The organism is Arenicella sp. 4NH20-0111 (genome assembly GCF_040366405.1).
Classification (GTDB): domain Bacteria; phylum Pseudomonadota; class Gammaproteobacteria; order Arenicellales; family Arenicellaceae; genus Arenicella.
Map to the genome: position 1 here is coordinate 215,239 of NZ_BAABWF010000007.1, position 13,162 is coordinate 228,400.

A 13,162-nucleotide genomic window follows, 5' to 3' on the forward strand; every position below is an offset into this window, starting at 1 on the left:
TTACCCTCGACGCCAGCTATGAAACTTTTCTACCCATTTGAGCAGGCCATGAGGTTGATTCTCTCGCTTCCAAACACCAGCGACAAACTTATTAGACTCGGCCAAGCTAGGATATAAGTGAATCGTTCCCAGTATTTTATTCAGTCCAAGGTTATATTTCATCGCAAGTACGTATTCAGCTATCAGATCACCCGCATGATGACCAACGATGGTCACACCGAGAATCTTATCCTTGCCGCGCGGCGTTATCACCTTGACAAAACCATGAGCCTCTCCGTCAGCAATGGCTCGATCTAGATCATCAATTCCATATTTAGTAACCTGATAATCAAGCTTCTGTTCTTTCGCTTCTCTTTCGCTCATACCCACTCGTGCAACCTCAGGCATGGTAAAGGTCGCCCAAGGAATCACTCGGTAATCTACCTTAAACTTTTTAGCGAAACCGAACAGAGCATTAACTGTCGCAAACCACGCTTGATGCGATGCCGTATGTGTAAATTGATATGGCCCGGTCACGTCTCCACAAGCAAAAATATTCGGCACTTCAGTCCTCAGGTATTCATCGGTTTCTATGGTGCCATTGCGACGCAGCTTAATCCCATGTTTCGCTAAGTCCATTTGGTCCGTATTCGGCTTTCTTCCTACTGCAACAAGCACTTGATCAAACGGAACCTCTACCGCGCCTTGAGGAGACTCGCAATGCAAAATATTTTGTCCTTCTCGCTCCTCAAACTTCACCGCTTTATGTTGCGTCAATACCGAAATTCCTTCGCTCTCAAATTTCTTAGTAATGTGTGTGGCAACATCATCGTCTTCACGACCCATTAATTGGTCCATCATTTCGACAATCGTTACCTCAGAACCGAGTTTAGAAAAAGCTTGGCTCAACTCACACCCTATGGGGCCACCACCTAGCACAACCATTCGCTTTGGCAGGTCTTCGAGATCCCATACATTATCTGACGTTAAGTAGCTCATCGAATCCAACCCGGTGATAGGCGGCACGAAAGGTCTGGCTCCCGTCGAAATGATAATGCTTTTAGTCGTTATTAATCGCTCCCCAACTCGTACCGTATGTGGATCTACGATCTCCCCTTCACCTTGAACACATTCGACACCTAAATCAGTAAAACGTTCAACCGAATCGTGTGGCTCTATTGCCTTGATGACATCCTGCACCCGCTGCATGACTTTTTTAAACACGGGCTTGACTTCAACGGACTCCAAACCAAACTCCTCGGCCCGATGCATGTAATTTGCTATTTTCGCCGACCTCAGAAGCGCCTTACTTGGCACACAGCCAGTGTTTAAACAATCGCCGCCCATTTTTTCTCGTTCTATCAAAACCACTTTTGATTTAACCGCTGCCGCTATTAACGACGCAACAAGCCCACCAGAACCAGCCCCAATCACCACTAAGTTAGCTTCGTATTTCGCCATAATTAACTCTCCTCAACCTGTTTACGCCCACGTAATATATTAAGTATGTATTTAGATGCGATGGGCAGAAGGCCTAACGCCACAAAAGATGCTATCAGCCCTGGTGAGGCGATATCCCCCAGAGAGTCGATTTCCGCTAACTGACTACCAGCATTTACGTAAACGATTGTTCCGGCAACCATGCCCAGCTGGCTAGCCCAGTAAAATGTCCAGGTCTTAATTTTGGTAAGTCCAAGCAAAGAATTGAGCATAACAAACGGAAAAAGAGGCACCAGCCGCAAACCGAACACGTAAAACGCCCCTTCTCGCTCAATACCATCCTGTATCTTAGCTAAACGATCGCCAAATTTAGATTCGACGGCATCACGAAACAAAAAGCGCGACACCAAAAACGCAATCGTTGCACCAATTGAACTTGCAAACGACACAATCACTGAGCCAACAGCGGTTCCAAAAATTGCGCCAGCCAAAACCGTTAATGTCGTTGCCGCAGGCACTGAGGCACCCGTTAACGCAACGTAGCCGAGAAAGAAGACCGCGACAACAAGCAATGGGTTACGTTGATAATACTCATTAAACGTAGCCTGCTGCGCCTTAAAGTAATCTAGAGAGAGATACTGCCCCAACTCAAAAAAGTAAACCGCAGCGGCAATGCCTATGATTAAGGCAATTATGATTATTTTTGCTTTCATACTATTATTCAGATTGTTCTTTTTACTCGCGCAAGCCCGTTGGCGCCATTACTCTAAAGAGTCATGCTTACAAGACCCACACATACTAAAATATATTACCCACCTTTGATAAACCTCTTTCGACGCTACCTCACTAAAGACATCATCGACGCGCATCAGAGACCCTCATGACACTCGGGCTTACTCCAGATTGGCACACTGCCTCACTGCAGAACATTCCTGTACTAAATGACCAGGAATTGCACGTATGGTGCCTACCTCTGAAGATAAATGCCAATCAAAAATCCATCGCACTGAAGATGTTGAGTGATATACAACGAGAGCGATATCACCGTCGGCATATCGCTGGTCAATCGAGCTACCTGGCAGGCAGGTACTATTTATTACAGTTATTAGCAGCATATACCAAGCAAGACCCTGCCGCCGTAAAACTAAGCTACACACGCCTAAACAAGCCTTACCTGAGCTTTCATGAAGGTGGGATTACATTCAACTTCACCGACACAGACAGTGCAGAAGGACCAATCGCCCTATTTGCTTTCTGCCGAGATCGCGAGGTGGGCGTTGATATCGAAGCAATCTCAAGAAAAAGTAATTTTCGCGCTATTGTCAAAAAGAGATTTACGGAATCTGAACAAGCGTTCGTCACAGACAGTTCCGGCAATGTCATACCCGAGCGCTTTTTAGCCATATGGACAAGAAAAGAAGCATCCGGTAAAGCAACCGGGCAAGGGATCAACTTCAAAATGAATTCGAGGGAGCTATTAAGCTTCGACAAAGCTGGCCTTGCTTGCTCAAACCACAATTACTTTGACGAACAGGGGCTTCCTTGGCGCCTGAGCCAACTGAACCTGAAAAGCCAACACATCGGCTGTGTTGTTCACGCTTCGCACGAACCCTTACGACTTCGGGCGTTTGATGAATTGCTAATTTAGATTTTTTGCGCCTACAAGAAACAGCCTCGCAATGACAGGTCACGTAAAAATCATCTACCCCATGTACGATTGACGATGATGTTATCTACCTAAAACTATTAACTAGACGTAACGCAAATGTTACGATAGAACCACACTTCATTAGTAAACACTCCCATGGATTTATTTAACTTTGCCAATGGCCGAGAAGGCTATTACGGTGAGTATGGCGGTACTTTTTTGCCAGAAATACTTCACACCACAATCGAAGAATTAAAAACCGAGTTTCGCAAGGCAAAAGACGACCCAACTTTTTGGAACGACTTTATGGCCCTGATGCAAAGTTATTCGGGGCGCCCAACGCCGGTCACTCATTTAGCTAACTTATCCAAGAAACTCGGCGGCGCGCAAATATACGTAAAGCGTGAGGACCTAAACCACACTGGATCGCATAAGATCAACAATGTGATGGGACAAGGCTTATTAGTCAAACGCATGGGTAAAACCAGAGTCATTGCAGAGACAGGAGCAGGACAGCATGGTTACGCCACGGCCACAATGGCTGCGCGTTTTGGGTTTGAAAGTAAAATATACATGGGAGCCGTGGATGTTGCCCGCCAACGACCAAACGTTTTCTGGATGGAAAACATGGGCTCAGAGGTTGTCGCAGTCCAAGACGGCCAACAAACGCTCAAAGACGCGATTAATGAGTGCTTACGAGACTGGGTCACCAACATGGACAGCACTCACTACGTACTTGGCACGGCGTGTGGCCCCCACCCTTTTCCGGAAATGGTGAGTTGGTTTCAATCGATCATTGGCCGCGAAGCAAGGGAACAAATGATCAGCTCCGCTGGCAAGTTACCCGATCGCGTGTACGCCTGTGTCGGCGGCGGCTCTAATGCCATCGGACTTTTTCAAGGCTTCATGGATGACTTAGACACCCAACTTATAGGCTGTGAGGCTGGCGGTTTTGGACCAGGAAAGGGTAATCATGCCGCAAGACTAGCTTACAAAGACGCATCAGTCGGTGTGGCGCAAGGGATGAAAACGTATTTCTTACAAAACGACGATGGCAATATGCTACACACCCACTCCGTAGCTGCAGGTCTCGACTATATTGGGGTTAATCCAGTTTTGGTGCATTTGTGGGAACAGAATAGGGTTCGATTTGAAGCGGTCACTGATGCCCAAGTTACCGAAGCTCTCAAGCTCGCAATGCGCACAGAAGGGGTCATTCCAGCACTGGAAAGTTCGCATGGTTTCGCTCAGGCGATTGCAGAGGCTGAACAAATGTCTAAAGATGAGGTCATCCTAATTAATATGAGCGGCCGCGGCGACAAAGACATTTTCACCATTGCTGACGCACTCGGCGATGAACACTGGAAGACATTCATTCGACAAAAGGCAGACGAATATGGCCCTGAATAACTACATATCTGAACGTAAAAAAGCGCTTTCCGACAGCAAGCGACAAGCCCTGATAATGACCCACGTGGTCTGTGGCTACCCGTCATTTGAAGATAATTGGAAAGAACTTGAGATTATGGACGAGTTTGGGGTCGATTTAGTCGAACTGCAATTCCCATTCTCTGAACCGTCGGCCGACGGTCCGTTATTTGTCAAAGCTAATCAAGCCGCTGTAGAAAGCGGCGTGCACGTGCAAGATTGCTTTGACTTTATGGCAAAAGTAAGCAAACGCTTTTCATTCAAAGTTGTCATGATGGGCTACTTCAACACGGTATTCAAAACTGGACAACGCGCGTTTCTTGAACGTTTAAAAGAAGCGGGAGGTCATGGATTTATTGTTCCTGACTTGCCCATCGAAGAGGCCACCGAGTTGCATGATATTGCTCGCGAGCTTGATCTGTCGCCAATTGTTTTAATGACACCCACAAACAGCGACGCCAGGCTAGCCGAATTAGCGCAATCGGCTGACGGGTTTGTATACACAGTAGCCAGAAAAGGCGTCACTGGCAGTAACACCGACATGAACCAAGAAGTGGCCAGTTTTATCCAACGTTGCAAACGGTTTACGAACATTCCATTGGCCGTGGGGTTTGGCGTTAGCAAGTCTAAAGATGTGGATTTCATCGGCCAACATGCCGACATCGCGGTTATTGGAACTGCGGCGTTAAAGGCCTGGGAATCTGGTAAGGAAACCGCATTGAGAGAATTCTTCGAACAATTGCTACCAGCCGCTTAGACAATTTGGCGAAAGAATGCCACGAAAATAAACATCCTTTATGAACACCGTATCGAGTTTAGATCGGACTCGGTACGATGTTCATTAACGTAAAATTGCACTTAAATATCGACCTGCTTATTTTGCGCTCATCTTGATTTTTCAATCAACAAACAGCAATACAGAAACGATTGTTGCATCCCGCCTAACCCACCCCTCAAATCTTGCAAAGCCCAGCAACTCAGGCAGAATCGATGAAAACGTCCCTTCATAGCGCCAGTTGTAACACTTGATCACAATTACAGGATGGAAATTTCACATTCGACTTGCCATACTGTCGCTTGCTTCGCGGCAGGCCGAGGTTACCTCTGTCGAAGTCACGAAGCCAGCCCATAGATAATATTATGGGTCGGTAGGGGGCAACACTTTAGGCAACACCATTTCTTTTTCACCTAGAAAATTCCCCAAGGATGTTTCGACTACCGACTTAATTTTTAACGGAGGATCGGAAGAATAGATGCGAGATAGTAAATTTTTATGCATTGGCTTACTGCCATTTTTACTGTGCTCTCTTTTGCTTTTGGCGTTAACGATGGCGTTCAAATGGCGCGAAATTGAACGTGAAGTAGCTGAGTCGACTAGGTCAAGCCTCGGCGATGCTGGTCATGATTGGGCAAAAGTTGAAACATTTAATCGTGGACGTAACGTTCTACTCACCGGGGTAGCACCGAGCGAAATAGCTAAGGCTGACGCTCTCTCAATCGCTGAAAATGCTTACGGCGTTAGGTCAGCGTCGTATGCTGGTGAAATTGCCACAAACACAACCACCAGAACGACTGGCGAAAGCACAAACAAACTCTCCGATGAATCAACCTCTACTCTCATCGCTGAGGAGTCTAAAACTAACTTAGCGCCCGCTGAGCTGGACATTCTATCTGACGGCAGCAAAGTGACACTGACCGGAAGGTTAGCAACCCAGCGCGAAGCCGACACTCTAATCGCCCACGCAACACGAGTGTTCGGAGCAGGAAACGTGGCCAACAACCTTACCGTTGCTGAATCTACTGAACCGCTAACTGATATTCTCTTCCTGCAGTCCCTCAAATTTGAAGGCGATCAATCTTCCAATATTGTGGCGTCATTAAACGACGATCAACTGACTCTGACTGGCGCAGTGCCAAATCCAGCACTGAGCCAATCCATAGAACAATCTGCCGCTAGCAAATTCAACGGAAAAATCAGCAATCAACTCGTGGTATCTGTCCCGATCATCGAACGAGACGTTTGCCAAGACAAAGTAAATGAGGTCCTAGCAAAGGGAAAGATCAATTTCCAGACTGCGAAGGCCGACATATCAATCGACAGTTATGAGTTACTGAATCGAGTGTATGACGTCGCGAGAGGTTGCCCTAACGCCTCGTTTGAGATTGCCGGCCACACTGACAATACCGGCAATTTTGATTTCAATATGACACTCAGCAAACAAAGGGCACAATCAGTATTAGATTATTTAGTCGAGAAAGGCCTCTCAAGTTCTCGTTTGAACGCGGCTGGCTATGGCCCAGAGAGGCCCGTGGCAGACAATTCAACTGATGAAGGCCGAGCTAAAAACAGGCGAATTGAACTTAAATTAAGTAACTAACATACACAAGTAACTAAGAAAATTAGATACGGAGAACAATCATGGAATATTTACTTTTAGAAATCTGGATCTTTCTGGCACTCGCGTTTTTCCTAGGCATGTTCGTGCAATGGTTTTTTTGTTGCCGAAGAAAAGAATCTGAAACGCCGAAATACGAAGAAAACTCCAGTATTGATGTCACCGGCAAAGCTGAAGATTTGACAGCACTGGCGCTGACTGAGAGCGCAGAAGCCAACGAAACAGTTGAGTCTGCAATCAGCATTTCCAATGACTGGCGACCCATGGGGTTCAGTAGCGCCCCTGAAAGTGTGGACGATATTAAACGCATTAAGGGTATAGGCGCGGTGATAGAGAAAACTCTTAATGAACTGGGTATTTATCAGTTTTCTCAAATAGCCGAATGGACTGAGGACAATATCAGTTGGGTTGAGAATTCACTGGCCTTTCCAGGTAGAATTGCACGCGAAAACTGGATAGAACAAGCAAGAACTCTCGCCGATGGCGGCACAACCGACTTTGCAAAAAGAGTCGATAAAGGCGACGTAGAATACTAGCCTTAAGAACCAATAACCCCGCGTCCCAGCGGCATGTGTTGTTACTCAACACATGCCGCTTTTTTGTTGTCTTCACCTATTTAGTGACGTACCGTCAAAACAACCATGACTACCTGCCAATTGCTTTCTATGTCCGTACGCACAATCTGAGCCTTTCCTTCGTCAAAATCGAAAAAAATGATCAAGATTGCGTAATTTTAAGAAACTTTTTGAGAATTTACTTGATTATGGATTCAGCATTCAGTTAGACTTAAGTCTGAGCATTGGAGTTGCGTAGCAGCTATGGCCCCTACCCAACCCAATACCCAACCATGGTTATTACGTAACTTCAATTGCTCCTATTCCTACCTCAAATGGATTTTCAGCTCCCTACAGCCGAAGACCGCAGTACCAAAAAAGCCGCCCATCCTACCTAACGGCGCTATAAAGAAAAATAATTTATTTTATAATTCAACAACTTAGATGATCTAAGTTGTTTTTCTTTATTCCATAATTTAATCTCAAGGAACGACTCCCTCTCCCGTTGTTCTAGAGTAATCGATTATCCCCAAAGGAAAAAACATTCTGTTTCAGGCCAACAAATCCATCAGACTTTAGTCTGATGGATTTAGCAAAGGGCCGTCGTTTTAACCGACTGTGTAACCATTAGGGTTTTTACGTTGCCAATTCCATTGATCACGCATAATTTCACTAATTCCACGTTTCGCATGCCAACCCAATTCTCGATGGCATAACTCAGGATCAGCGTAACTGCTCGCTATGTCGCCAGACCTTCGCGGTTCTATCGAATAAGGAATCTCACAATTGCTCGCCTTTTCGAACGCGCGAATCATCTCCAAAACAGAATACCCGCCTCCAGTACCAACATTGTAAGCCCGACAACCATGATTAGGCTTAAAACTCTTCACGGCTTCAATATGAGCCTCAGCTAGATCCATTACGTGAATGTAGTCTCTAACCCCAGTACCATCTGGCGTATCGTAATCACCACCCCAAACGCTTAATTTTTCCAAACGTCCTACGGCAACTTGAGCGATAAAGGGCATCAAGTTATTCGGAATCCCATTAGGCTCCTCGCCAATCAACCCCGATTCGTGAGCCCCAACTGGGTTGAAATAGCGAAGCAATGTGAACTCCCAGCGCTCATCCGCAGCCGCCAAATCTCGAAGCATTGTTTCAACTGTCAATTTACTTTGACCGTAAGGATTAGTCGCACTCAGAGCAAAGCCTTCTTTAATTGGCACGCTGACAGGATCCCCGTAAACAGTTGCAGACGAACTAAACACAAGGCGTCGACAATCATAGCGGTCCATCGCCTTCAAGAGCTGAATAGAGCCTTCTACATTGTTACTGTAGTAGCGCATTGGTTTCTCCACCGATTCGCCCACTGCTTTCAATCCGGCAAAATGCACAACAGCCTCAAAACGATGCTTCGCAAACAATTCGTTTAACGTATTTTCACTGCGAATATCACCACGAATGAATTCTGCTCTAGCACCACTAATTGACTCAATTCGATCCAAAACTAAATCGCTACTATTATCCAGGTTATCGATAATAACTGGGGTGTAGCCAGCCTCTATCAGTGATACCACTGTGTGGCTACCAATGAACCCGGTGCCGCCTGTCACTAGAATTTTCTTCATCAAGATTAAAAACTGCCTAACTCTATGGGTTGGGTTAACTTGGACTGAGTTTAAGTATTGCCTATACTCCCCGACTGCTATATCGTCCAAGCTTAATAATTAGGGTTGATCATCTCAGAAATAGAATCGCTTTTGTAGGTCTAAATTTGGATGAGACCTGCGAAATAAAAAATATCAAAACCGTAAAACATCGTCACGTTTACTGTTGAAATTAGAGTCATCGGTCACTAACACATAAATACACACGAATTTAAGAATGTATCAGCTCTATCGAGACAGACCTAGATTTATACTGGCGATCGTCCTAGCCAACATCGCTCTCTCGTTGTGGAGCATTTCGCTTGACTCCATAGTAAACAACGACGGGATAACCTACTTAACCATGGCGGAGCTGTTCGCTAATGGAGACTGGCAAACAGCTCAAGGCTACTATAACTGGCCCTTTTACCCACTCTTTATCGCCGGCATATCGAAGGTCTTTTTTATCGATGTATCGAGCGCGGCATACGCATTAAATACGTTTTTAGCCACTTCAATGACGTTAGCGTTTATCGCCATAGTAGGAGAGCTATCTAATAACGACCGAAAAATTCTAGTTATTGCAGCAATTGTTATTCTGCTATTCCCGAGCATAACTAAATACAGACCCTACATCATCCGCGATTTCGGGTACCTGAGCTGCTACCTATGGTCTTTGTATTTCATCTTCAGATTTTGCAATAGCCTCCATAAAAAGCATTTAATCGGCTGGATTTTGGCTGCTGGCTTAAGTTGCCTATTTAGGTTCGAAGGAATCGTATTGCTCCTTGTAGCGCCTTACTTTTTACTCGTTTTTTCTGCCAAGAAGATTCCTCATCGAAAAAAAATACTGACCTCTCTTTCAGTCACGCTCATTGCTTTCTCAGCGGTAGTGATCTCGTGGTACCTGAAAAACAAATACGCGGCTAATATTCAAATAGCGCAACAATCAGGTCAAGATATTAACAACGTGTTTGAATTATTTTTAAATAATATAAACCAGCAGTTTAATAACCACCGCAGCGGTCTATTTGCCTATCTTACTGCGGCTTCAAACAATGTAGGTGGCGTGCTGTATGACCTCGTTCGACGTATGGCGGTGTTCTATTTTTTCATCTGCCTCTTTGCCTATTATAAAGGCTATGGGTTACACAATCGCTTAATCAAGAGAGTTTGGCTAGTCTACTTATTCACAAACTTTTTTGTTCTAGTCGGGTTTAGCTACATTAACAACCTATTGGTAAGTCGATACAGCATGGCTACCGCGCTTACCTTGCTCCTACTGGCCCCGTTTGCTCTTGAGAAACTGTTAACGCAAATGAAGAGCTTTACTAAATCAGGTCGTATTGCGAGCGCGTTTTTAATTGTATTATTGATCTATGTCTCCATTGATGGGCTTAACGTCAGAACCAAAAAGGCTCATTTTCGCACGGCAGGAGATTGGCTAAACGCCAACCTGCATAAAGGTGAGACCGTATTCAGCAACGACCGTCTGCTTGTGTTCTACGCCAAACAAGGCCCAAAGAGCAACTTTATTGACCAGTTTACAAACCCACAACTTTGGTCTCACATCAAAACAGGCGCTATCCGACGATACGATTACATCGCCTTGTCGCTGACGCCCAACAGTAAGCTCGAAGATGATTTTAGGCAAACGCTCTGGTACCACTTTGGTCGCCCGGTAAACATCATTGAAGGCCGCAAGGGGCGTACTGTTTTTATTTACCGAACAGCAAAAAACTAACAAACTCTCGCAGACTTTAAACACCGGCTAACATAATGACATGAGCAGTAATTCTAGGCGCAGATTCATACAAGGCCTTGGCCTTTCAGCCATAGCCGCTGGCAGCATTTACAGTTGCCGTCGAGGAATTCGATACCCAACGCTTGGACTAGAACCCAACGCGCTAGCGAGCACGTTCGTCAACAGGGGAGGCAGCATTGAGGTGGATAGCGCGGATGTCATTGAAACAACGCAAACTAACAATGATAGACTAACGTTTCGAGCTTTCTCAGCGGAACCAAGGCTTAAGGTTACTGCTAAAGAAGACGGCCAAGCTTTTATCGAATTAGGCAACGTCGCAACAGACGCCTCTCTCTCATGGGACGGATCTCAAAATGACATTGAAGAACGTGTATCTGGGATTCGACGCAGTCTAACCATTTCAATGAAAAAAGGCGACGTGCAGCAACTTAGCTGGAAATTGCCCTATGAGTCAGACTTCACCTTTGCGTCCATTGGAGACTCCGGAGGAGACAAAGAATTAGCTTGGTGTATCCAACGAGCACACGAATTAGGTGCGAAATTCTTACTTCACTTAGGCGACTTTAATTACCAACCGGGTGACTATCAACGATCCATTGACCTTTTCAATAACAGCCCTATTCCTTGTTACGTTAGCATTGGCAATCACGACTTTCATGAGAATGGAGCGATCTATCAACAATTCTTAGAACAGATCGGACCGCTAAACCACTCTTTCACTATTGGTAAAACGCGCTTTCTAAACTTAGATACAGCCGCCAACACGCTTCCATATTCGTCGGGATTACGAGGCAAATTAGTCAAAGAAATTCAAGCTCAGAATAGCCTAGTAACTGACACAGTATCATTTACTCACCGCCCGTTACACGATCCATTACACAATAGCACGCACGACATCGGCAGTGAAGGCGAGCGAGATTGGCTAATTAGCGCTCTAAAAATGACGGGTTCCTCAACATTGCTCAGTGGTCATATCCACATTTACGACCGCACGGAGTTTCACGGGATCGACAATATTATTGCCGGTCAAGGGCTCGGGCATCAGGACCTGATCACGCGTTCAGACTACTCCAAAATCGTCATTGGTCGAGTGTCCAACGACGGCTCAGTTAACTATACAGCCGAACCATTGAGCATGCCGATGGAACTACATTGCCACCCTCGCTCTCAACCGGTAATTGACAGCTTACGACAATCGAATAGCGCCGATGAATACGAAGAGCTGCTAAACATGATAGAAACATCTTGTGCGAGCACACAAACAACGAGTTAGTATTCCTGAACCTGGCTAGGTCGCAAACTCAAGCCAACAGCGTTGTGCCTCCTCAACCACAATGGCATGCCTAGTCGCCAACGCGCTCTGATCATGATCATACCCCCCGCCAATCACCGTTGCGATTGGAATACCTTGTGATAGCGCGGTTTCTAACACTAAGGATTCTCGAGCTCGCAACCCCGACAGACTTATATTTAGCAACCCCAGAGGGTCATGTTCGTAGACATCCACGCCAGCATCGTAAAGGATTAGATCAGGATCAGATTCTGAAATGGCTTTATCCAGTGTCTTCTTCACCACCATTAAATACGCTGTATCACTTAACCCTTCAGCAACGCCCACATCAATATCACTGCGCTGCTTTCTTGCAGGGAAGTTTTTTTCGCAGTGAATGGAGCATGTGGTAATCGAAGGCTCATTGTTCAATATCGCAGCGGTACCGTCACCCTGGTGCACATCACAGTCGAAAATCAATATTCGTTTGGCCTTCCCTTGCGCCAAAATTGTTTTGCTGGCGACAGCAAGATCATTAAGTATGCAATAACCCGAAGCGAAGTCGTAATGAGCATGATGAGTCCCTCCGGCCAAGTGACAGGCCACACCATATTTAAGTGCTAACTGAGCCGTCAATAACGTCCCATTAGGGGAAATTAACGTTCGCGTGACTAATTCATTAGACCAAGGCAAACCAAGTCGACGTATCTCTTTTGGCGAAAGAGCTCCGGATATAAAGCGTTCTAAGTAAGCTGCGCTATGCGCTAGACCGAGCACATCTGAGCGCGCTTTACCGGGTCGAATAAGGTTACTTGAATTCACTATCCCTTTGTGTCGCAAAAACTCGACCAACAAACGAAACTTTTGCATAGGAAAGCGATGTTTTTGTGGAAACGGGTAACTGTATAATGGACTTGAGACGAGCGGCAGCATGAAAGTGGACAATTAGGAACTAGACAGCTCGCATCTTACGTTAATTCATCACCTTTTATGTGGTATCACTGAATTGTTACTCAATGGCAAAAAGCAAATATGG

The 13,162-nt window shown here is 45.6% G+C and carries 11 protein-coding genes; 7 read left to right on the forward strand and 4 right to left on the reverse strand.

The features are described from left to right. Together lpdA and ABWW54_RS15055 are read right to left on the reverse strand one after the other, a co-directional pair. Entirely contained in the window at window positions 1–1,440 is a 1,440-nt protein-coding gene (gene lpdA, locus ABWW54_RS15050; protein ID WP_353413399.1) for a dihydrolipoyl dehydrogenase, read from the reverse strand. A gap of 2 nt (window positions 1,441–1,442) precedes the next feature. Continuing rightward, complete coding sequence (locus ABWW54_RS15055; RefSeq protein WP_353413401.1) at window positions 1,443–2,132, reverse strand: TVP38/TMEM64 family protein; 690 nt, start codon at window positions 2,130–2,132, stop codon at window positions 1,443–1,445. Window positions 2,133–2,299: 167 nt separating this feature from the next. On the opposite strand from ABWW54_RS15055, the gene ABWW54_RS15060 reads away from it, so the two are divergent. The 5 genes from ABWW54_RS15060 to ABWW54_RS15080 all read left to right on the forward strand — a co-directional run bounded on the left by ABWW54_RS15060 (window position 2,300) and on the right by ABWW54_RS15080 (window position 7,427). Then, entirely contained in the window at window positions 2,300–3,067 is a 768-nt protein-coding gene (locus tag ABWW54_RS15060; RefSeq protein WP_353413403.1) for a 4'-phosphopantetheinyl transferase family protein, read from the forward strand. A gap of 156 nt (window positions 3,068–3,223) precedes the next feature. Then, window positions 3,224–4,477 carry a tryptophan synthase subunit beta gene (trpB, locus tag ABWW54_RS15065; RefSeq protein WP_353413405.1) on the forward strand — a complete coding sequence of 418 codons (1,254 nt, stop codon included), beginning with the start codon at window positions 3,224–3,226 and terminating at the stop codon, window positions 4,475–4,477. Beyond that, the gene (trpA, locus tag ABWW54_RS15070; protein WP_353413407.1) at window positions 4,464–5,252 is read left to right on the forward strand and encodes a tryptophan synthase subunit alpha; all 789 of its coding nucleotides are present in this window, start codon (window positions 4,464–4,466) and stop codon (window positions 5,250–5,252) included. Before trpB ends, trpA begins: the two co-directional genes overlap by 14 nt. 496 nt (window positions 5,253–5,748) lie before the next feature. Continuing rightward, window positions 5,749–6,873 carry an OmpA family protein gene (locus ABWW54_RS15075; RefSeq protein WP_353413409.1) on the forward strand — a complete coding sequence of 375 codons (1,125 nt, stop codon included), beginning with the start codon at window positions 5,749–5,751 and terminating at the stop codon, window positions 6,871–6,873. Window positions 6,874–6,914: 41 nt separating this feature from the next. Next, window positions 6,915–7,427, forward strand: coding sequence for a helix-hairpin-helix domain-containing protein (locus tag ABWW54_RS15080; protein WP_353413411.1), 513 nt, complete (start codon window positions 6,915–6,917; stop codon window positions 7,425–7,427). 626 nt (window positions 7,428–8,053) lie between these two features. On the opposite strand, the gene galE is transcribed toward ABWW54_RS15080, so the two are convergent. Beyond that, window positions 8,054–9,073 carry a UDP-glucose 4-epimerase GalE gene (galE, locus tag ABWW54_RS15085; RefSeq protein WP_353413413.1) on the reverse strand — a complete coding sequence of 340 codons (1,020 nt, stop codon included), beginning with the start codon at window positions 9,071–9,073 and terminating at the stop codon, window positions 8,054–8,056. Window positions 9,074–9,329: 256 nt separating this feature from the next. Here galE and ABWW54_RS15090 point away from each other — a divergent pair, with 256 nt between their 5' ends. After that, on the forward strand, window positions 9,330–10,835 hold the full coding sequence (locus ABWW54_RS15090) for an ArnT family glycosyltransferase (RefSeq protein ID WP_353413415.1): 1,506 nt from the start codon (window positions 9,330–9,332) through the stop codon (window positions 10,833–10,835). A 40-nt stretch (window positions 10,836–10,875) separates the two neighbouring features. Further along, window positions 10,876–12,129: a metallophosphoesterase family protein gene (locus tag ABWW54_RS15095; RefSeq protein ID WP_353413417.1), complete on the forward strand. Its 1,254-nt coding sequence runs from the start codon at window positions 10,876–10,878 to the stop codon at window positions 12,127–12,129. A 15-nt stretch (window positions 12,130–12,144) separates the two neighbouring features. On the opposite strand, the gene ABWW54_RS15100 is transcribed toward ABWW54_RS15095, so the two are convergent. Next, the gene (locus ABWW54_RS15100; protein WP_353413418.1) at window positions 12,145–12,996 is read right to left on the reverse strand and encodes a histone deacetylase family protein; all 852 of its coding nucleotides are present in this window, start codon (window positions 12,994–12,996) and stop codon (window positions 12,145–12,147) included. Window positions 12,997–13,162: the final 166 nt, after the last annotated feature.

Bases quoted from the DNA above. Each gene is read 5' to 3' on its own strand.
- ABWW54_RS15080 (WP_353413411.1), top strand. From the start codon at position 6,915: ATGGAATATTTACTTTTAGAAATCTGGATCTTTCTGGCACTCGCGTTT.
- ABWW54_RS15100 (WP_353413418.1), bottom strand. From the start codon at position 12,996: ATGCAAAAGTTTCGTTTGTTGGTCGAGTTTTTGCGACACAAAGGGATA.
- ABWW54_RS15060 (WP_353413403.1), top strand. From the start codon at position 2,300: ATGACACTCGGGCTTACTCCAGATTGGCACACTGCCTCACTGCAGAAC.
- galE (WP_353413413.1), bottom strand. From the start codon at position 9,073: ATGAAGAAAATTCTAGTGACAGGCGGCACCGGGTTCATTGGTAGCCAC.
- trpA (WP_353413407.1), top strand. From the start codon at position 4,464: ATGGCCCTGAATAACTACATATCTGAACGTAAAAAAGCGCTTTCCGAC.
- ABWW54_RS15090 (WP_353413415.1), top strand. From the start codon at position 9,330: ATGTATCAGCTCTATCGAGACAGACCTAGATTTATACTGGCGATCGTC.
- ABWW54_RS15055 (WP_353413401.1), bottom strand. From the start codon at position 2,132: ATGAAAGCAAAAATAATCATAATTGCCTTAATCATAGGCATTGCCGCT.
- lpdA (WP_353413399.1), bottom strand. From the start codon at position 1,440: ATGGCGAAATACGAAGCTAACTTAGTGGTGATTGGGGCTGGTTCTGGT.
- trpB (WP_353413405.1), top strand. From the start codon at position 3,224: ATGGATTTATTTAACTTTGCCAATGGCCGAGAAGGCTATTACGGTGAG.
- ABWW54_RS15075 (WP_353413409.1), top strand. From the start codon at position 5,749: ATGCGAGATAGTAAATTTTTATGCATTGGCTTACTGCCATTTTTACTG.
- ABWW54_RS15095 (WP_353413417.1), top strand. From the start codon at position 10,876: ATGAGCAGTAATTCTAGGCGCAGATTCATACAAGGCCTTGGCCTTTCA.